Below are 20,297 nucleotides of genomic sequence, written 5' to 3'. Positions count from 1 at the left end.
CTCAGGCGCATGCGGTCGCGGGCGCGTGGGTGGTTTCGTCGAGCGTTGCGAATAACCGCTGGCCGATAACGCCGGCGGCCTGCAAATGCTGTTGCGGATCGGCGGTTTCCGAGTCGAGCAAACGCTGGGAACTCACTACCCGGGCACCGCAATAACCGAAAATGCCATGGTCGATCTGCGTGGTCATCGCCTCACCGTAGCCATGGCGTTGGAAGCTGTCGGCATCGGCGCCACCGACTTCCACCAAATGGACCGGCAGGTGCTGCAGCTTCTGGATAAACGGCTTGTCGAGGCTGAAATCGAACGCCCAGCCGTTGGAAAACACCCGGTCGATCCAGCCTTTGAGCAGTGCCGGCATGGACCACCAATAAATCGGATAGACCAGCACCAACGCGTCGGCACGGTCGATTCTGGCTTGCTCGGCCAGCACATCCGCGGGCGGCAAGGCCTCGCGGTGGTGCACGGCGTGGTCGGCAAAGCTGAAGCGCGGATCGAAGCCTTCGGCAGCCAGGTCGGCGATCTCGAACGTATCGGCAGGGTTGGCGCGGGTGATGCCCTCGGCGATTTTCCCGGCCAGGCTGTGGGTGAGGGAGCGCGGATCGTGGTGGGCCACAACGATGAGTGCATGCATGGCGAAACTCCTTCTGGTCACGAGGTCTTGATGACAGGTATGCTTAAGTTACGCTTAGTAAGTTACGGTTGGTAAAGTTAGCATGTCAAGCACTGACGAACATTCGCAGGCTTCACCTCGGCGTCGTTTATCCCGGCACGACCGGCAGCGCCAATTGCTGGATGCCGCCTGGCGACTGGTGCGCGAGGAGGGCAGTGACGCCCTGACCCTGGCCCGGCTGGCGGATCAGGCGGGGGTGACCAAACCCATCGTCTACAACCACTTCATTACCCGGTCTGGGCTGCTGGCGGCGCTTTACCAGGATTTCGATGCCCGTCAGACCGCGCTGATGGAGGCGGCCCTGGATGCCAGTGACGCCACCTTGCAAAGCCGGGCGGCAGTGATCGCTTCTTCCTACGTCGAATGCGTGTTGTTGCAAGGGCGAGAGATTCCCGGGGTGATTGCAGCGTTGACCAGCTCGCCGGAGCTGGAACGTATCAAGCGCGAATACGAGGGCATTTTCCTCGACAAGTGCCGCGCGGTGCTGGAGCCGTTCGCCGGCACGAAGGGCATCACCCAGGCCGGTTTGCGGGCGATGCTGGGAGCGGCGGAAGCACTGTCCAATGCCGCCGCTACTGGGGAAATCAGCGCTGACGAGGCGAAGGAAGAGTTGTTGGCCAGTATCGTGGCGATGGTGACCAGGACCGCCGATAACCCTTCAAGCTGACCCACCGCTATCGCGAGCAAGCTCGCTCCCACATTGGTTATTGGATGGACTCAAGTTCGGAATTCACCGCAACTCCCCTGTGGGAGCGAGCTTGCTCGCGATGACGGTCCTACGGTGAACGACTGCACTTTTATGAAGCCGCAGGCGGGGTGATCGCACCATCGCAAGGCAGTTGGCGGTGCCTGCGAAACGGCGCAGGAGGCTGGTCAGCTTGCGGTGACTGAGCCGGCGGTTTCGCGGCCAGGCCCGCTCCCACAGGGGATCGTCGGCGAATTCGAGGTTGTGAATCCATTGCGGATGAGGTTTGGCACGCTCGCTGCAAGAGGCTATTCAGGCCCACCGTGAACACAGTCGAGTGGGCAGCCCCGTCGGTCAACGAAGATCGAGCGCCAGCAGGCCGGGGGACAACGGTAGGTCAGGGCGCAGTCGCCGGGCCGATACCGCACAGAACAGGCAAAGACGCCTGGAACCGCAAGGTTTCAGGCGTCTTTTTTTTGCTTTCAAAATCGTGATGGGCTTTTGTCGGGTGCTTTTTATGAATTCCAACGTTGCTTCTCTGAACAAGCTGCAAACGCTGATCGTGATCGGCAATGGCATGGTCGGCCATCACTGCGTCGAGCAACTGATCGAACGCGGTGCCCTCAATCATTACCACGTGCATGTGTTCAGCGAAGAGCCGATGCGTGCCTACGACCGCGTGCACCTGTCCGAGTACTTCTCCGGGCGTGATGCCGAGTCCCTGGCCCTGGGCGAAGCGTCGTTGTACCAGACCCCCGGCGTCACGTTGCACTTGGGCGTACCCGTGCTGGAAATCGACCGCCAGGCGCGGCAGGTCGTCACTGCCCGGGAGCGCCTCAGCTACGACAAGCTGGTGCTCGCCACCGGTTCCTACCCGTTCGTGCCACCGATCCAGGGCGCCGAGGGTGACTCTTGCCTGGTCTACCGCACCCTCGAAGACCTGGATGCGATCCGCGCCGCTGCCAGCAATGCCCGCCGCGGCGTGGTGGTCGGTGGCGGCCTGCTGGGCCTGGAAGCGGCCAACGCCCTCAAGACCCTGGGCCTGGAAGCCCATGTGGTGGAATTCGCGCCACGGCTGATGCCAGTACAGTTGGACACCCAGGGCGGCTTGGCCCTCAAGGCGCGCATTGAAAGCCTGGGCGTCGGCGTGCACCTGTCCAAGGGTACCCAGTCCATCAGCGCCGGTGAGCAGTACCGTTATCGGATGAATTTCGGCGACGACGATTTCCTGGAAACCGACCTCATCGTGTTTTCCGCCGGTATCCGCGCCCAGGATGCCCTGGCACGCCAGAGCGACCTGCAGATTGGCCCGCGCGGCGGCGTGGTGATCGACGATCATTGCCAGAGCAGCGATCCGGACATCTACGCCATCGGCGAATGCGCAGCCTGGAACGGCAGCATTTTCGGCCTGGTCGCCCCGGGCTACCAGATGGCCCGCAACGTCGCGGCCCGGCTGTGCGGCGAAAGCGCTGAAGCCTTCACCGGCGCCGACATGTCCACCAAGCTCAAGTTGCTGGGCGTGGACGTCGGCTCCATCGGCGATGCCCATGGCAACACTCCAGGTTCGCGCAGCTTCCAGTTCATCGACGAAACCAGCGCCAGCTACCGGCGGCTGGTGGTGGACGCCGCCGGCAAGCGCGTGATCGGCGCGGTGCTGGTGGGGGACAACAGCTACTACGACACCTTGCTGCAATACATGCAGAACGGCATCGCCTTGCCCAAGGATGCCGCCAGCCTGATCCTGCCATCGTCCGAAGGCGCCCCGACCCTGGGCCCGGCGGCGTTGCCCGAAACCGCGACGATTTGCTCGTGCCACAACGTGACCAAGGGCTCGATCTGCTCGGCCATCGACGGCGGCTGTACCGATCTCGGCCAGCTCAAATGCGACACCAAGGCCGGTACCGGTTGCGGTGGTTGCGCGGCCCTGGTCAAGCAAGTGTTCGAGCACGAATTGATTGCCCGTGGCGTCAGCGTCGACAAGAGCCTGTGCGAACACTTCGCCTACACCCGCCAGGAGTTGTATGCGCTGGTGCGCGTTGAAGGCATCATCAGTTTCGAAGAACTGCTGGCCAAGCACGGTCGTGGTCACACCGGCTGCGACCTGTGCAAGCCGGCGGTGGGCTCGATCCTGGCGTCGTGCTGGAACCAGCCGATCATGGACCCATCCCTGGTGGCGCTGCAGGACACCAACGACACCTTCATGGCGAACATGCAGAAAAACGGCACCTACTCGGTGGTGCCGCGCATCGCCGGCGGGGAAATCACCGCCGACAAACTCATCGCCATCGGCGTGGTCGCGAAGAAATACGACCTCTACACCAAGATCACCGGCGGCCAGCGCATCGACCTGTTCGGCGCCCAGTTGCACCAGTTGCCGGACATCTGGGCCGAGCTGATCGAAGCCGGTTTCGAAACCGGCCATGCCTACGGCAAATCCACCCGTACGGTGAAATCCTGCGTGGGCAGCACCTGGTGCCGCTACGGCGTGCAGGACAGTGTGCAGATGGCCCTGACCCTCGAAGATCGCTACAAAGGCCTGCGCTCGCCGCACAAGCTCAAGTTCGCCGTGTCCGGTTGCACCCGCGAGTGCGCCGAGGCCCAGAGCAAGGACGTCGGCGTGATCGCCACCGAGAAGGGCTGGAACCTCTACGTGGCCGGCAACGGCGGCATGCGTCCCCGTCACGCCGAGCTGTTCGCCACGGACTTGGATGATGCCACGCTGATCCGCTACATCGACCGTTTCCTGATGTTCTACATCCGCACCGCCGACAAACTGCAACGGACCTCGGTCTGGCGCGAAAGCCTGGAAGGCGGCCTGGACTACCTCAAGGACGTGATTATCCACGACAGCCTGGGCCTGGGCGCCGAGCTTGAAGCCCAGATGCAACTGGTGGTCGACCGCTACGAATGCGAATGGGCCAACGCCTTGAAGGACCCGGACAAACTCAAGCGTTTCCGCACCTTCGTCAACGACAAGCGCGGCGATCCGGACGTTCACTTCGTCCGCGAGCGCGGCCAGCGTCGACCGGTTCACGCCCATGAACTCCACCTGATTCCCGTTACCGAGGAGGTGCTCTGATGAGCCAGTCAAACGTCGTTCGTATTCCCGCCCGCGATGTCGCCCAGGAGCCCTTGCAGTGGCGCGCCCTGTGCAGCCGCGCCGACCTGGTGCCCAACTCCGGCGTGGTCGCCTGGCACGACGGCAGCCAAGTGGCGTTGCTCTATCTGCCGGAACATGAGGACAGGCCGCTGTACGCCATCGACAACCGCGACCCCAAGTCTGGTGCGAACGTCATCGGCCGCGGTTTGCTGGGCAGCATCAAGGGTGACCTGGTGATTGCCTCGCCGATGTACAAGCAGCATTTTCGCCTGGAAGACGGCCATTGCCTGGAGTACCCGGAACAAAGCCTGCGGGTGTGGCCGGTGCGCTTGAATGGCGATGTGGTGGAGATTGGCGAAGACTGATCCGTGAGTTGAAAGCTGAATGAAAACCTGTGGGAGCGAGCTTGCTCGCGATGGTGGTGCATCAGTCGACAAGCCTGCTGCTGACCCAACGCTATCGCGAGCAAGCTCGCTCCCACAGGGGATGTTTTAACTGACAGCATGATGTTCGAACAGGCCTTTGGCTGAATGTGGGGATGAACAATGAAAACCGCTGCCCAACTGGTGAGACTCAAGAGTGTGCAGAACCAGCAGGTCCACAGCATCGCGCCGGAGCAGACGGTGCTCGAAGCGCTGCAGATCATGGCCGAAAAAAATGTTGGCGCGCTGCCGGTGATCGAGGACGGCCAGGTGGTAGGCGTGTTCAGCGAGCGGGACTACGCGCGCAAGATGGTGCTCAAGGGGCGGTCGTCGGTGGGTACGACGGTGCGCACCATCATGAGCGCCCCGGTGGTCACCGCAGACAGCCAGCAGAGCATCGACCGCTGCATGGAAGTCATGACTGACAGCCACTTGCGGCACTTGCCGGTGCTGGATAACGGGCAGTTGATCGGCCTGCTGTCCATTGGCGACCTGGTGAAAGAGGCGATTGTCGAGCAGGCGGACCTGATCCGGCAGTTGGAACACTACATTCGCGGGCACTGAGCCCACCGTTCAGCCCAGCATCAGCAACTGCCGGATCAGATTCGGCGTGCTGCCGGTCCAGCGCTTGAACGAGCGACGGAAGTTCGCCGTATCGTTGAAGCGCAAGTACTGCGCCACTTCCTCGTTGCTGAACCCCTTGACCTGGTACAGATACAAAGCCACGTGGGTGTGCACCCGGTCGACCTGTTGCTGGAACCCGGTGTGGTGCTTGTGCAACTTGCGCTTGAGGGTCGCCGGGCTCATGGCGAAGGCCTGGGCGGTTTGTTCCAGGCTTGGCGTCTGCTGCACATGGGCGTGCAGGTAGTCGTAGAGGCAATCCAGGAAGCTTGACGCGAAGCCCAGTTGGTTGAGCTGGTCCAGGGCTTCGACCCGTGCCACCTGGCCGGCGGTGGCCGACACGTTGGGCCAGGGCTGGGCGAGGCAGTGGCGGGGCAGGCGCATCAGGTCCAGGGGGCGGTCGAATTGTGTGTGCTCGCCCAGGTGTACCCAATACTGCTCGACGTAGCGCGGCTCGCTGTGGCGAAAACTGCACTGCCAGGGCAGGCGTTCACCGCTGAGCCAGGCGCTCATCGCCACCATCGAGGTCATGCTCGCCTCCAGCACGAAGCGCCATTGTTCCCCGGCACCGCAGCTGTCCAGCCAATGGACATAGGCGTAATGCTCGTCCAGCAACAGGCGCGGGGCTGCCAACGGGCTGAGCAGCGCCTGCTGGTCGATCAGGCTTTGCAGGGCCTGATGCAGATTCTGTGCGTGGCGCAAGGCGTGGCTCGCGGGGCCATAGTGGCCGGGCAACAGCCGCTGGCCAAACAGGAAGCTGCTGTCGCTGGCATCCAGCAGGCGCCGGCTGTTGTCGATCAGGCCGAGGAATTGCTGCGGGCTGATGCGGCTCTGTCCGGCGAGGATATCGTCATGGAACAATCCGGTGCCGCGCAGGAGGCGATGGCTGTCGATGTCCCGCGACAACGCCAGGTCGATCAGCGCGGCAGGCTGATAGTGCCCCGGAATGAAGCGGCTGTCGGTTTCGTACCAGCAGGTCTTGAGCGTCATGCGCTTTTCGCCAGCGTGGTCCGGGACTGGGCCAGTGCCAGGTTCAGGCGTTTGAGCAAAGCGTCGGGGGCTTCGTCGAACGCCATCACCACCGCCGTGCTGGCGGCCAGTTGCAAGCGCTCGCCGTGTTGCCGGGTCTTGTGGGCCAGGCTGCGCACCGCGATTTCCAGTTCCAGGGCCAGGCGCCGGGCCTGGCTCTCGCCGGTGTCCGGCAGCAGCACCACGAAGCGATCGCCGGCCAGGCGGCACAGCAGGTCCTGGCGACGCAGGTTCAAGACCAGCAACTGACTGATCGCTTGCAGCACCGCATCGCCTTCGCCGTGGCCGAAGCGTTGGTTGATGGCGGTGAAGTTGTCCAGATCCAGGGCCAGCAACGACAGTGGCTGCTGGCGGCGCCGAGTGTCTTCCAGGCTGGCGGACAGTTCGTGCTTGAGAAAGTCGGCGCCCCCCAACGGCGTGAGCTTGTCGAACAGGCGGTGCTCACGGAACAGTCGCTCGCGCTTCTCCATTTGCCCGTTGATCGCCAGCTGTTCGCGGTGCCAGTGATAGATGCCGAGGGTCAGCAGGATCATGCCCACCGGCATGGGCCCGGATTCGAGCCAGTGATCCCAAGTGATGCTGTCGGGCAAGCGGATGAATTCGTCGAGGCTGTCGATCCACCAGGAAAAGAAGATGCAGCCCAGGCCCAGGACCAGGTAGTTGGTCACCCGCCCGGCCGGGCGGCTTTTCAATACCAGCCCCAGCCAGACCAGCGCCAGCAACGCCGAGCCACCTTCGCCGAGAATATCCAGCCAGACCCATTCGGCAATGGGTTTGAGTTCGCCGCTGGCCAAATGCAGGATCAGCCCGAGGTTGGCCGCCAGCAGAAGCAGGGCGAGTTTGAAGCGGTGCGGGCGAAGCACGGAGAACATGGCCGAAGTCCTTTGCCAGAAGCGGAATGCGGCCCAGCACAGCAGATGGATGTGACAGTGCGGTGACGGCGGGTAACGGGGTGGGGGAGGTCGAATCAGCTCATCGGTCATCCGGTTTTTTTGCGACAACACTGCCCCTGTGGCGAGGGAGTTTGCTCCCGCTCGACTCTGTAGGAGCTGGCGAAGCCTGCGATCTTTTGATTTTTCGCTTGAGATTCAAGTGATTGGGGAAAGATCGCAGCCTCGTTGCACTCGACAGCTCCTACGGGCGCGCCCCAGCGGGAGCAAGCTCCCTCGCCACGGAGTTTCCGAGCGTGGTTCCAGCAGGTCATTTCAGCTCATTCCGGCTCGCCAACCCCGCTAAATCAGCCGATTGCAGCCCCTCCGGCCAACCCCTGTCACAGAACCGTCATTCCCCACCCCTAGCGTGCCCTCCCAGTTGCCGGGCCACTGCCTGGCGGATTTCCGGATTCCTGGGGAGGATCACCATGTACCACCGCACAAGCACCGCCGGGCTCGTCGGTTTCACCTTCACCGCGCTGGCGATGGCCATTGCCAGCGAACGACTGAGTGCCGCCGAGCAAGCGGCCGGCGCCACGGAACACGTTGAAGTGGTCGGCCAGGCGGCGAGTATCGACCAGGCCCTCAAGGAGCAGCGCAGCGCCGACAGCATCAAGAGCGTGGTGCATGCTGACGGCGTGGCGCAGTTGCCGGATGAAAACGTCGCCGAAGCGGTGCAGCGCCTGCCCGGTGTCAGCGTCGAGCGCGACCAGGGCGAAGGCCGGTTTGTCAGCGTGCGTGGCCTGGGGCCGGACCTCAACAGCGTGACCATCAACGGCACCCTGGTGCCGGCTCCGGAAAGCGAGCGTCGCGCCGTTGCCTTGGATGTGTTGCCCTCGGAACTGGTGCAATCGTTGTCGGTGATCAAGACCCTGACGCCGGACATGGACGCCAACTCCCTGGGCGGCACGGTGGATGTGAAAAGCCTCTCGGCCTTCGACCACAAGGGGCTGTTCTACACCGGCAGCAGCGAAGCCAGCTATGACAAGAACACCAGCCAGACCAGCCCGAAATTCTCCGGCGCCATCAGCGACCGTTTCAGCCTTGGCGATGGTATCGACAACTTTGGCGTGGCCGCGGCGCTGAGCTGGCAGAAGCGCGACTTCGGTTCGGACAACGTCGAAACCGGCGGTGCCTGGGACTTCGCGCAGGGCTCACGCCTCGAAGAGTTCGAACAGCGCGACTACGACATCCGCCGCGAGCGGGCCGGTGGCGGCTTGAACTTCGACTACAAGCCCGATGACTTCAGCAGCTATTACCTGCGCACGCTGTACAGCCGCTACAAGGACAGCGAAACCCGCAACGCCGCCAGCATCGCCTTTGAAGACCCGCAAGCCGCCGGTCAACTGGGGGACGCCGAGGGCGAGCGCAAGCTCAAGCAACGTGAAGAAACCCAGGAAATCCAATCCTACGTACTCGGTGGCGAGCGCCTGTTCGGTCTCTGGACCCTGAGTGGCCAGGGCGGCTACAGCCAATCCAGTGAAGACAGTCCCGGTCATATTGCCGGGGCTACCTTCGAAGGCATCGATGGTTTCAACGGTGGTTTCTACGACAACGACAAGCCGCGGCCGATCATCGGCTCGGGGTTCTACGATCCGGCCAACTTCAGCCTCGACAAGGTGGACTGGGAAGCGCAGAAGACCACCGACACCGAGAAGAACCTGCGCCTGGACCTGGCTCGGGACTATGACTTCAGCGGCTATGCGTCCCAAGTCAAATTCGGTGGCAAAGTCAGCCGGCGGGACAAGGACAACGACCTGGACGCCTGGGTCTACGAGGATTTCGACGACCTGGGTTTCACCGACGAGCAGCTGAACCTCGGGCGGTTCCAGAAAGGCACCGTGGACTACCGTCTCGGTCGCTTCGGCCCGGGCATCAGCGCCGATGCCATCAAGCAGTTGCTGGGCGGCCTGAACCGCGACGAGTTTTTCGACGAACAAGAGTCGCGAGTCAACGACTTCAAGATGAGCGAGGACATCAATGCCGCGTACCTGATGAACACCGTCGACATCGATGACTGGCGCTTCATCGCGGGCATGCGCTACGAAGGTACCGAATTCGAAGCCAAGGGCAGCGGCGCGACTGACGGCGTCTTCACCGATACCGAGACCCGTCGCAAGTATCACCACTGGTTGCCGGGCCTGCACGCGCGCTACCAATTGGACAAGAACACCCAGGTGCGTGCGGCCTGGACCAAGTCCGTGGTGCGTCCAACCTTCGGGCAATTGGCGCCAGGTTTTGTCATCGACGATGACGAGGCCACTTTCGGCAACCCGGAGCTCAAGCCGCTGGAATCGAGCAACCTGGACCTGGGGATCGAGCATTTCATGGGCCACGCCGGCACGGTCTCGGCCTTCGTGTTCTACAAGGACATCAAGCATTTCGTCTACAACACCGACCTGGCCGGTACGGGCGCCTGGACCGATTTTTCAGAAGCCCACAGCTACGCCAACGGCGACAGCGCCAAGCTGTACGGCCTGGAATTGGCCTACTCGCAAAAATTCGACTGGCTGCCGGCCCCCTGGAACGGGCTGCTGTTGGGGGCCAACACCACCTTCAGCCGTTCGGACGCCGAGATCGAAGGTTTCGACCAGGCCAGCGGTACCCAGCGCAAGCGCAGCATTGATCTGCCGAACCAGTCGGACACGGTCGGCAACCTGATGCTGGGTTGGGAAAACGACAAGCTGAGCCTGCGGCTGTCGGCCAACTACAAGTCAGCGTACCTGTTCGAGCTGGCGTCCATCGGCGACCGCGACCATGACCTGCACGTAGACGCCCAGACCTTCGTCGATTTCAGCGCGCGTTACTCGCTGACCAAGAACCTGCAAGTCAGCCTCGAGGCCCAGAACCTCACCGACGAGTCGTATTTCGTCTACACCGGCCACCGTTCCTATAACGGCCAGTACGAAGAGTACGGCCCGACGTACAAGCTGGGGCTGACCTTTACCCATTTCTGATTCGCGAACTTGATCACTTGTGGCAAGAGGATTTGGCTGTGGGAGCAAAGCTTGCTCGCGATGCAGGCGCCCCGATTCCCGGGAGACCCGCGTTGCCTTCGTCGCGAGCAAGCTTTGCTCCCACAGATGAATTCCCTGGCAATAGAAGTGAGCAACAAGCCCGTTTGAGTCTGACTGAACGACAAGGATTTTTCCGTTGAACAAGATGTTTTCCTTACCCAAGCGCTGCCTACTGGCGATGGCGCTCAGCCTGGCATCAGCCGCCGCCCTGGCAGCTGCTTCAGCGCCCAAGCTAAAACTGCAACCCTGGCCTCAAGCCCAGGCGCTGTCTCTCAACGCCTTGGCATTCCTGCCTGGCGCTGCAACCACCGAGCGACTGGCCAGTGCCCGCGAAGGTCTGTTCTTGCTCAATGACCAAGGGCGCGAGCTGACGCGCCTGAAAGGTGCCTTCGAGGGCCTCGACAGTCGGCTCTTGGGCGCCAACGTGCTGGTCGCCAGCCTCGACAGCGAGCGCCAGCAAGCCATGGTCGTCAGCCTCGACCCACAAAACCATCAGTGGGGCACGCCGCTGTACCTGCCCACGCGAGACTTCCCGGTAAACGGCTTGTGCCTGTACCGCGACGAGGCGAGCAACCTGTTTGTGTTCCTGGTGGGGGAAGAGGGCAAGGGCGAGCAATGGCTGGTGGGTGCCGGCGAGCGGTTGGGCGCGACCGCCCAACGGGTGCGTGGCTTGCCACTGCCGCCGGACGCCAAGACCTGCCAAGTGCAGGACGCCAGCCAGCAATTGTTTGTCAACGAAGAGCGGATCGGCTGGTGGGCCTACCCGGCATCCTCCGAGGCTGAGACCGTGCGGGTGCCGGTGGCGATGCGTGCACCGTTCGGCGACATCCAGCAGGCGGCCGGCGCCTTGGCGGTATTGCCCGGTGGCGTATTGGGCCTCGATCCAGAGGCTGTGCAATTGCACCTGTATGAACAGGACGGCAAAGGCTGGACACCCCGCGCCACGCTGTCGCTGCCGGGCCTGAAGGAACCGGAAAGCCTGGCGGCACGCCGGACGAAAACCGGTATCGAGGTGCTGCTGCGCGACGATGACGACGGGCGCCTGTATCAGGGAGAACTCAACTGGCAACCCACGCCCATGCCCTTGCCGCCGGTACTGCCCACGGTGGCTGCCATCGCCCAGAGCGAGCCGGTGGCCCGCCAGGGCGACGCCGCGGATGATCCGGCGATCTGGGTGCATCCGACCACGCGGGGCTTGAGCCGGGTGTTGGGCACCAACAAAAAGCAAGGCCTGTTGGCCTACGACCTGCAAGGAAAGTTGCTGCAGGAGTTGCCGGTCGGGCGCCTGAACAACGTCGATGTGCGGGCGAACTTCAAGCTGGGCACGCAAACCGTCGATCTGGCGGTGGCCAGCAACCGTGATCGCAACAGCTTGAGCCTGTTCAGCATCGACCCCGCCAGTGGCGAGTTGCGCGAAGCGGGGGAGATTGCGACGCCATTGAAAGACATCTACGGCATCTGCCTGTTCCAGCCCGCCGAAGGTGAGCTGTACGCCTTCGCCAACGGCAAGGACGGGCGCTTTGTACAATATCGCCTGAGTGCGCCGGACGGCGTGGTGCAAGGCCAGTTGGTGCGCCAGTTCAGCGTCGACAGTCAGCCCGAAGGCTGCGTGGCCGATGAGCAGCGCCAGCGCTTGTTTCTCGGAGAGGAAGACGTGGGTGTCTGGACGATGGATGCCCGGGCCGACCAGCCGGCGACCTTGAGCAGTGTGATCAAGGTTGGCCCGTCGTTGCACGCTGACGTCGAGGGCATGGCCTTGTACCAGGCCAAGGGTCGCGACTACCTGGTGATCTCCAGCCAAGGCAACGACAGCTACCTGGTGCTCGATGCCGAGCCTCCGTTCGCCGTGCGGGGCGCGTTCCGGGTCGGTCTGAACGCGGCGGCGGGCATTGATGGCGCGTCGGAGACCGACGGCCTGGAAGTGACCTCGGTGAACCTCGGCGGGCCCTGGAGCCAGGGCATGCTGGTGGTCCAGGACGGCCGCAAGCGCATGCCCGAACAGACCCAGAACTTCAAGTTCGTGCCCTGGGCCGACGTAGCGAAAGCCCTGCGTCTGCCTTGAGCGGCACTGTCATCAACCGGTCACGAACATTTCATCGAATAGCAGCCAGACAGGAGTTCTACCCATGCAAGCCACTTTGGAACACATGACAATCTGGGGCCTGATCAGTGACGCGAGTCTGCTGGTCAAGGCGGTCATGCTCACCTTGCTGCTGGCCTCGCTATTGAGCTGGTACCTGATCATCCAGCGCAGTGCCGTGCTGCAACGCAACGAGCGTCAGCTCAATGGTTTCATGCAACGTTTTCGCAGCACCCAGGACCTGTTGCCCCTGTACCGGGAACACGCACAAATACGTGAAGACGAGGGCGGCGTCACGCCGATTTTCCAGGCAGGCTTGCTGGCCTTCACTCAGCTTAACCAGCCCTCCTGTACGCCCGAGGTGGTGCTCGAAGGCGTCGAGCGTTCGCTGCAGGTGGCGATCAGCGAACAGGAAGTGCACTTGGAGAAAGGTTTGCAGTTTCTCGCCACCGTCGGCTCGGTCAGCCCTTACATCGGCTTGTTCGGCACGGTCTGGGGGATCATGAATGCGTTCCTCGGCCTGTCCCAGGTGCAACAGGCCAGCCTTTCCACCGTGGCACCGGGCATCGCTGAAGCGCTGATCGCCACGGCCATCGGCTTGTTCGCGGCGATCCCGGCGGTGATTGCCTATAACCGTTTTGCCGCCCGCGGCCAGACCCTGCTGACCCGTTACTACGGGTTTGGCAACGAACTGCAGGCGCGTCTGCACCGCAAGCTGCACGGCGCCCCGGTGAACCTGGCCTCGGCCGCTTGAAAGGAGAGGACAGATGCTCGTCAAGCCCCAACGCAAGCACGGTCCCAAGGCCGAGATGAACGTGGTGCCGTACATCGACGTGATGTTGGTGCTGCTGGTGATTTTCATGGTCACCGCGCCGATGCTGACCCAGGGTGTGAAGATCGAACTGCCCAAGGTCGCGAGCGAAGCGCTGGCCACCGACAGTCGCCAGCAAATCCTCACCCTGTCGGTAAAGGCCGAAGGCGGTTACTACTGGAACCTGGGCGGTGAGCTGGACACCCGCCACCAGACCGACAGCGCCGTGGACCTGGAGCAGATGCGCGCCAAGGTGGCGCAGGTCGTGGCTGAGCGCAGCGACACCCAGGTGTACATCCGAGCCGATGATCATGCCGATTACGGCCGGGTCGTCGCGGCCATGGCCGCCCTGCAGCAGGGCGGCGTGAGTAACCTGGGGCTGGTGACCGAGGCGCCGCAATGACGGCGATGATCATGCACAGTCCCGCCTTGAGCGTACCCGCGTTGAGCCGCCACGGTTTCTGGAGAAACAGCCTGGCGGCGGGACTGGCCGTGGCTCTGCACGCTGCGATAGCTGCGTTGTTGGTGTTGGGGTGGAGCGTGGAGAAGCCCGCCGCCGAGACGCCGCGGGTGTTGCGTACGCAACTGGTGATGTTGCCGGCCGCACCGGTGCCCGAGGCGCCTGCACCGGCGCCTGTCATCCCTGTTGTACCACCCGTGGCCGAACCCGCACCGCCCGCGCAAGCGCCACTTCCTGTTCCCACCAAGCCGCTTGTCGACCCGCGAGCCGCGGCGCAGAAGCTGGAACAGGCGGCGCTGGCCCGCAAACGGGTCGAGGAGCAAAAACGCGAGCAACAGGTGCAACAGCAGCAGCGTGAACGCCTGGAAAGTGAGCGGCTCAGGCAAGACGCCGAGCAGCAAGCAGCCGAACAACAGCGCCAGGCCCGGCAGGCGCAAGCACTCGCCGAGCAACGCCACGCCGAGCAGGCGCGCCAGGTCGCCACCGACAGCCGCAGCTATCAGCCGCTGAGCAAGCAAGCGCCGGACTATCCGCAACGGGCCCTGGACAAGGGCTTGGAGGGCGATTGCACCGTGGAGTACAGCGTGATGCCGGACGGGCGGATCGACACTCCCAAGGTGCTCGACGGCTGCCACCCGCTGTTCATCCGCCCGTCCCTCGCCGCCGCCCAGACGTTCCGTTATCAGCCGCGAATCATTGATGGCAAGGCGGTGACGGTGCCGGCGGTGCGCAATACCTTTCATTACCGGATCAAATGAATACAGGCCTGGCAGAAATACCTGTGGGAGCGAGCTGGCTCGCGATAGCGGTGGAGCCGTTGCCATCAGTGTTGACGGGGCTGACGCCATCGCGAGCAAGCTCGCTCCCACAGGGGTTGTGTGCGGCCACATTGTGGCGCCATCGGCTTTTACTTGCGGTAATGACTCGGCGCCACGCCCACTTCGCGACGGAATACCTGGGAGAAATGACTGGCGCTGCCATAGCCGACCTCCAGGCCGATATCGATGACGCTGCGCTCGGTTTCGATCAGCAGTTGCCGGGCCCGGGCCATTCTCAGCTGGATGAAGTACTGCGAGGGCGAACGCCCGGTGGCGCGCTTGAACAGGCGGCTGAAGTGGTATTCGCTCAGGCCGATGGCCCGGGCCAGGTCACCGAGGTTGAAGGGTTCGGCCAGGTGTTGTTCCATTAACTGGATCACCCGCTTGAGTTTGAAGGCGGGTAGGGCGTTGCGGCCGGACATGTCCTCGGCCCCGGCATCCACATAATGCCGCGCCAGGTGCACCGCCACGCATTGCGCCACGCCCTGGACCAGCAAGGCACTGGTTTCACCGCGTCGGGTCAGCTCCACTCGGATCTGTTCCAGCAAGGCCGAGAGCAGTTCATCCCGCCCGCCTGAGACTTCCCGCAGTTGGATCGCGCCGCCGCCCGCTTCGGCGATGGCGCGCTCCAGCAACGCCAGGCCCAAATACACATGCATGACCACGAACGGCTCAGGGCTGGTCACTTGCCAGCGCATTTCATAAGGCACAGGGGAGGTGGTCAGGAAAAAATCCCCGCGGCCCACCGTGTTCGCTTCCCACGGCTCATGAGCGGTGCGCTCCTCGACAATGGCTTGCCCGGACAACACCCAGACCAGCAACGGCTCGGCCACCGCTGGCACGACGATGTGGGCTTCGCAACGCTCACGGACAAAGATCTCCACCAGGATCTCCTTGCTCGATACGCCGTCGGAGGTGGCCAGGCGTTCGCCGCGAATGTGCCCTTGCAGGCCGTTTGCCGATGTTCGTTCGGTGACTTCCATGCTTCGATGGCCTTGATGAAATGGCCGCCGGACTAGACCGGGTCGGCGGCGGGACGGTGCTGGCGCAACAGTTCGATCTGCTGGGACGGGATCAACTCGCGCAACGATTTATAGAGTGCCCGGGTTTCCAGCAGGTTCCAGATGCGCAGCATCGTTTCCAGGGCATCCAGGGGTTTGCTGATGAAGTCCCGGGCGCCGAGGGCCAGGGCCCGCAGGCGGGTGTCACGGGTCGCGTCGGCGGTCAGGACCAGGATCGGCAAGTAGTCGTTGGCCGGGATGCGCCGGTTCAGTTGTTCCAGCACGGCAAAACCGTCGAATGCCGGCATGTGCAGGTCGAGGATGACCAGGTCCGGCTCGAAGCTGTTGAACAGGTCGAGCGTACGCAAGGGCTCGGTGCTGCTCAGTACATTGTGCAGCCCTTCGCGGGCCAGCAGTTGCTCCATCAGGTCCAGGTTGGGGCGCTGATCGTCGACGATCAGAATGCGCAAGTCGCGATTCATGCGGGCTCCGGTAGATAGTGCTCGAGGTGGCCGAGAAAGGCCTGGATATGGATAGGTTTGGTCAGGATCGCCGTGGCCCCGGCGTCGCGCAGGGCGCGATGGGTCAGGTCGCTGGCATCGGCAGTGATCATCAGTACCGGCGTGGCCGCAGTGGCCGGGGATTGGCGCAGGCGCCGCAAGACCTCCAGGCCTTCCAGGTCAGGCAGGGTGACGTCCAGCAGGATCAGTTGCGGCGAGTGCTGGCGGGCGAGGTCCAGGCCCATCTGGCCTTGCATGCTCGATAACAGCTGGATGCCGGGACGGCGCTGCATCAGGGTCTCGATCAGCGCGAGGCTCGACAGGTTGTCTTCAATGCAGAGGATTTTGCCGTGGTAATCCACGGGGGTGCGCGTCACGGCCAGGGCGGCAATGGGCGGCAAGTGCGTGCCGACCACCTGGGTGGCGGGCAGTTGCAGGGTAAAACAGCACCCGTGCCCGGGCTCACTGTGGACCTGCAGATTGCCCTGCATCATCTCCAGCAGGTTCTTGCTCAACGACAAGCCAAGGCCGGTGCCTTCGACCTGCGGGTCGGCGCCCAGGCGTTCGAAGGGCTTGAACAGCTGGCCCAGTTGTTCAGGGGCGATGCCATGGCCGGTATCGTGGACGGCGATGCTCACCTGGTGGGCCTGGACGCTCACCTCGATGCGCACCTCGCCGCCGGGCCGGTTGTACTTGATGGCGTTGGACAACAGGTTGAGCAGTACCTGCACCAGGCGTTGGCGGTCGGCAAGCACACCGCTGTCGTCGGGCAGTGCAGGCAGGTCGATCAAGTGGATCCCGGCGTCGGCGGCCATGGGTGAAACCAGCGTCAAGGCTTCGTGCAGCACCGTCGCCAGGGGGATCGGCTCGATGTTCAGGGGCAGGCGTCCGGCCTCGATCCGGGCGATGTCCAACACCTCGTTGATCAACGCCAGCAAGTGCTGGCCGGCCCGCAGGATGTGGCTGACCTGGGGGCGCTGGCCGGCGGTGGAGTCCATGTCCAGCAGTTGAGCGAAACCCAGGATGGCGTTCAGTGGCGTGCGCAGTTCGTGGCTCATGCGCGAAAGGAATTCGCTCTTGGCCCGGCTGGCGCTTTCCGCTTCTTCGCGGGCGGTGCGCAGGGCGATTTCGGCGGCGCGCCGGTCGGTGATGTCGCGGGTGATCTTGGAGAAGCCGCGCAAGGCGCCCGTGCCATCGTACTGGGCAGTGATGACCACGCTGGCCCAGAAACGGCTGCCGTCCTTGCGACAACGCCAGCCTTCTTCCATGTAGTGGCCGTCGCGGGTGGCTTCGCGCAGGGCCATGTCCGGGTGCGCCGGGCATTCTTCGGGCAAGTAGAACAGGGAGAAGTGCTGGCCAAGGATTTCCTGCTCGGTGTAGCCCTTGATCCGCTGCGCGCCGGCGTTCCAGGTGGTGACGTAGCCCTGGGCATCCAGCGCGAAGATCCCGTAGTCCTTCACCCCGTCGATGATCAGCCGCAAGCGCTCCTCGTTATCGCGCAGGGCCCGCTCGCGTTCTGCGAGTAACTGCCCGGCCTCCACCAGCCGCGTGCCGAGCTGGCCGATTTCGTCCTGCTCTGGCGGTTGCGGCAACAACGGTTGGCCCAAGGCCAGGCGCTGGGCGTTGCCTTGCACCTGCTGGACCCGGGCGACGATGCCTTTGGATAGAAACAGCACCGCGACAATGGCCCCGAGCAAGCCGCACACCGCCGCCAGCAACGTGGCGAACAGCAGGCGCATGCGCGTGGCCGAGGCGGCGGCACTGCGCTCGGCGAGCAGGCCATCCTCGCGTATGCGCATCGCGCTGATCTGCTCGCGCAGCACATCCAGCACCTGCTTGTTTTCGATCAGGATCGCGGTGATGGCCTCGGGGTCGTCACGCTTGCCGTTGCGCAAGGCGAGTAAACCGTCGAGTTTGTCGGCGATCAGCGGGGTGATGGTCTTGAGGTGCTCGCGCATCCTGGCATCGCGAATGTTGTGGTCCAGGCGCTGCAACGCCGCACGGATCAGCGGCGTGGCTTGTTCGTAGCTGGGCAGGAAATCTTCGCGCCGGGTCAGCAGGTAACCGCGCACGCTGGCCGCCGCCTCGGCCAGCAAGGTATGGACCGTCTGGATATCACCCTGGACGAGCAGTACCCGGCGCACATCCTCCTCGGCCCGTGCGGTCTGCCGTTCGGTGATGTAGATCAGCACCAGCGACAGCAGCAGGACCACCAGGGGCAGGGAAATCACCACCAGGGCCTTGCCTCGCAACGGCAGGTCGGCCCAGCGGCGGGCGGCGAGAAACCTCATGGCCATTGCCCGGCGGGTTGCGCCACCAGCCCCAGGGCCACGCCGCGCACGGCGGCCTGGGTCCGGTCGGCCGCGCCCAGTTTGCCGATGACGCGCTCGACGTGGGCCTTGGCCGTGCCGGGTGCGATGCCCAGCTTTTCACCGATTTCACGATTGCTGAAGCCGCCGGCCACCAGCCCCAATACCTGGCGCTCACGGGCGGTCAGGGCCTGGACCTGAGGAGCGCCACTGGCACCGCGCTCGGTCATGCGGCGCAGCAGGCGCGCGCTGACTGAACTGTTCAGCGCCTCGTCGCCCTGGGCGACCCGTTTGAGGGCGTCGAGCACCTCATCGCGGCTGGCATCCTTGAGCAGGTAGCCGACCGCGCCCGCACCGATGGCGGCTTCGAGGTGATCGGGGCTGTCATCCATGGTGAAGATCACCACTTTGATCCCGGGCTGGCGCTGCTGCAGGATCCGCGCCGCGCCCAGGCCGTTGAGGACGGGCATGCGGATGTCGAGAATCGCGATGTCCGGCTGTAGCCGCTCGCACAGGTCGAGGGCCTCCTGGCCGTCGCGGGCCTGGCCGACGACCTCGAACCCCGGGCTGTCGGCGAGCATGCTGATAAACCCGGTGCGAGTGACTTCGTGATCATCGGCCAGCAGCAGGCGCAAAGGACGGTTCATGGCTGTACTCCGGCGGACGGTAGCGGCACGCTGGCCAGCAAGCAGGTGCCGCCGCCGGGTTGGCTGCGACAGGCCAGGTGGCCACCGAGCAGGTTGGCGCGCTCCTGCATGGCGGCCAGCCCCAGGTGGCAACTGCCGTTGGTCTCGATGGGTTGCTCCAGGGCAAAGCCACGGCCATCGTCTTCTACCCGCAGGCTGGCGTGGCCATCTTCCACCGCCAGCCCCAGGCCCACATGACGGGCCTGGGCATGCTTGAGAATGTTGTTGATGCCTTCCTGGGCAATGCGAAACAGGGCGATCTCGGTGTTGCCCGGCAGGCGCGCGCTGCTGTGTTCGGCCCAGCTCACCGTCAGGCCCGCGTCACGCAGGCGGTCGGCCTCCTTGTCGACGGCTTTGTACAGGCCGAAATCATCCAGCACGTGGGGGCGCAGGCCACCGATCAGTTGCCGGCCCTCGCCGACGCAGCCTTGGGCCAGGTCGAGGATGGCCTGCAACTCGCTCGCCAGCGACGGGCAACGACCGGCGAAGCCCTGCAAGCGCTGGTGCAAACCGGCCAGGTTCTGCGCCAGACCGTCGTGCAGGTCGTAGGCCACGCGCTTGCGTTCGTCTTCCTGGGCGCTGAACAAGCGGTGGACCAGTTCGGACATGGTCCGCTCGCGGGCCTGTAGCGCTTCGACCAGGCGGCTGTTCTCCAGGTGCGCCGCCAACAGCGTCGCCAGCAATTGCAGCGACTCGATGTCTTCGTTGTCCGGCGCGCCGAGGGCGACGCTGTTGCCCAGCAACAACGCCCCGAACGTCACGCCATCGGAGGTGCGCAGTGGAATGCGCAAGACCTGGGGCAGGGCGCTGCCGGGGGATTCCAGCCAATTCGGGCCGGGCGTTTGCGGCTGGGCCAGGTTGGCGAGGAAGTCGACCCGTTCCGCGCTCCCGTGGCTGGCGAGGGTGCGCAGCGTGTGGTCCGGCGCCCATTCCAGCAGCAGGCCGTGATCCATCGCCATGAAGGCGCATGCCCGTTGCAGCGCACGCTGACGCATGGCCGGCAGTGGCAACTGCGTCAGCTCGTGGCCGGTGCCCAGCAGCAGGCCCAGGCGCGCGGCACGGCTTTGCGACTGGCGATACTGACTGCGGATGGCCAGGGCGCTGCCGGGATCATGGGGCGGGCTTTGCATGGGGATGCTCCAGCATGGAAAAAGAT

The 20,297-nt window shown here is 64.0% G+C and carries 17 protein-coding genes; 9 read left to right on the top strand and 8 right to left on the bottom strand.

The window, feature by feature from the left end; translation table 11 throughout:
- Position 1: 1 nt before the first annotated feature.
- Positions 2-631: an NAD(P)H-dependent oxidoreductase gene (locus ACZ5M5_RS15990; protein WP_464737597.1), complete on the bottom strand. Its 630-nt coding sequence runs from the start codon at positions 629-631 to the stop codon at positions 2-4.
- A gap of 82 nt (positions 632-713) precedes the next feature.
- On the opposite strand from ACZ5M5_RS15990, the gene ACZ5M5_RS15985 reads away from it, so the two are divergent.
- From ACZ5M5_RS15985 to ACZ5M5_RS15970, 4 genes are all read left to right on the top strand, one after another.
- Positions 714-1,337: a TetR/AcrR family transcriptional regulator gene (locus tag ACZ5M5_RS15985; protein ID WP_103309972.1), complete on the top strand. Its 624-nt coding sequence runs from the start codon at positions 714-716 to the stop codon at positions 1,335-1,337.
- Positions 1,338-1,872: 535 nt separating this feature from the next.
- Complete coding sequence (gene nirB, locus ACZ5M5_RS15980; RefSeq protein WP_464737596.1) at positions 1,873-4,434, top strand: nitrite reductase large subunit NirB; 2,562 nt, start codon at positions 1,873-1,875, stop codon at positions 4,432-4,434.
- Positions 4,434-4,820, top strand: coding sequence for a nitrite reductase small subunit NirD (nirD, locus tag ACZ5M5_RS15975; protein ID WP_103311280.1), 387 nt, complete (start codon positions 4,434-4,436; stop codon positions 4,818-4,820). The genes nirB and nirD overlap by 1 nt, the downstream gene beginning before the upstream one ends.
- A gap of 180 nt (positions 4,821-5,000) precedes the next feature.
- On the top strand, positions 5,001-5,441 hold the full coding sequence (locus ACZ5M5_RS15970) for a CBS domain-containing protein (protein ID WP_003202071.1): 441 nt from the start codon (positions 5,001-5,003) through the stop codon (positions 5,439-5,441).
- Positions 5,442-5,450: 9 nt separating this feature from the next.
- On the opposite strand, the gene ACZ5M5_RS15965 is transcribed toward ACZ5M5_RS15970, so the two are convergent.
- Together ACZ5M5_RS15965 and ACZ5M5_RS15960 are read right to left on the bottom strand one after the other, a co-directional pair.
- Positions 5,451-6,488 (bottom strand): AraC family transcriptional regulator, encoded by a 1,038-nt coding sequence (locus ACZ5M5_RS15965; RefSeq protein ID WP_103311279.1) that lies wholly within the window; start codon positions 6,486-6,488, stop codon positions 5,451-5,453.
- The gene (locus tag ACZ5M5_RS15960; RefSeq protein ID WP_060742271.1) at positions 6,485-7,399 is read right to left on the bottom strand and encodes a GGDEF domain-containing protein; all 915 of its coding nucleotides are present in this window, start codon (positions 7,397-7,399) and stop codon (positions 6,485-6,487) included. The genes ACZ5M5_RS15965 and ACZ5M5_RS15960 overlap by 4 nt, the downstream gene beginning before the upstream one ends.
- 488 nt (positions 7,400-7,887) lie before the next feature.
- Between ACZ5M5_RS15960 and ACZ5M5_RS15955 the strand changes: the two genes are divergently transcribed.
- From ACZ5M5_RS15955 to ACZ5M5_RS15935, 5 genes are all read left to right on the top strand, one after another.
- Complete coding sequence (locus ACZ5M5_RS15955) at positions 7,888-10,416, top strand: TonB-dependent receptor (protein WP_464737595.1); 2,529 nt, start codon at positions 7,888-7,890, stop codon at positions 10,414-10,416.
- A gap of 205 nt (positions 10,417-10,621) precedes the next feature.
- Complete coding sequence (locus ACZ5M5_RS15950; protein ID WP_464739397.1) at positions 10,622-12,538, top strand: phytase; 1,917 nt, start codon at positions 10,622-10,624, stop codon at positions 12,536-12,538.
- Positions 12,539-12,602: 64 nt separating this feature from the next.
- Positions 12,603-13,310, top strand: coding sequence for a protein TolQ (tolQ, locus tag ACZ5M5_RS15945; RefSeq protein ID WP_060742273.1), 708 nt, complete (start codon positions 12,603-12,605; stop codon positions 13,308-13,310).
- Positions 13,311-13,323: 13 nt separating this feature from the next.
- Positions 13,324-13,770: a protein TolR gene (gene tolR / locus ACZ5M5_RS15940; protein WP_060742274.1), complete on the top strand. Its 447-nt coding sequence runs from the start codon at positions 13,324-13,326 to the stop codon at positions 13,768-13,770.
- Complete coding sequence (locus ACZ5M5_RS15935) at positions 13,767-14,585, top strand: energy transducer TonB (protein WP_464737594.1); 819 nt, start codon at positions 13,767-13,769, stop codon at positions 14,583-14,585. The genes tolR and ACZ5M5_RS15935 overlap by 4 nt, the downstream gene beginning before the upstream one ends.
- Before the next feature lie 149 nt (positions 14,586-14,734).
- Here ACZ5M5_RS15935 and ACZ5M5_RS15930 read toward each other — a convergent pair whose 3' ends face one another.
- From ACZ5M5_RS15930 to ACZ5M5_RS15910, 5 genes are read right to left on the bottom strand one after another with little or no spacing between them, the layout of a single operon-like run.
- On the bottom strand, positions 14,735-15,628 hold the full coding sequence (locus ACZ5M5_RS15930; protein WP_464737593.1) for a helix-turn-helix domain-containing protein: 894 nt from the start codon (positions 15,626-15,628) through the stop codon (positions 14,735-14,737).
- 32 nt (positions 15,629-15,660) lie between these two features.
- A complete protein-coding gene (locus ACZ5M5_RS15925; protein WP_060742277.1) occupies positions 15,661-16,128 on the bottom strand; it encodes a response regulator in 468 nt (155 codons plus the stop codon).
- Positions 16,125-18,437, bottom strand: coding sequence for an ATP-binding protein (locus ACZ5M5_RS15920; protein WP_060743209.1), 2,313 nt, complete (start codon positions 18,435-18,437; stop codon positions 16,125-16,127). The genes ACZ5M5_RS15925 and ACZ5M5_RS15920 overlap by 4 nt, the downstream gene beginning before the upstream one ends.
- Positions 18,434-19,102: a response regulator gene (locus tag ACZ5M5_RS15915; RefSeq protein WP_192260227.1), complete on the bottom strand. Its 669-nt coding sequence runs from the start codon at positions 19,100-19,102 to the stop codon at positions 18,434-18,436. Before ACZ5M5_RS15915 ends, ACZ5M5_RS15920 begins: the two co-directional genes overlap by 4 nt.
- Positions 19,099-20,271 (bottom strand): sensor histidine kinase, encoded by a 1,173-nt coding sequence (locus tag ACZ5M5_RS15910; RefSeq protein WP_464737592.1) that lies wholly within the window; start codon positions 20,269-20,271, stop codon positions 19,099-19,101. The genes ACZ5M5_RS15915 and ACZ5M5_RS15910 overlap by 4 nt, the downstream gene beginning before the upstream one ends.
- Between the last annotated feature and the right edge of the window lie 26 nt (positions 20,272-20,297).

It is taken from the genome of Pseudomonas sp. Van50 (assembly GCF_055390755.1).
Note: the sequence above shows the minus strand (reverse complement) of the source record. Positions and strands in the feature narration are given on the sequence as shown.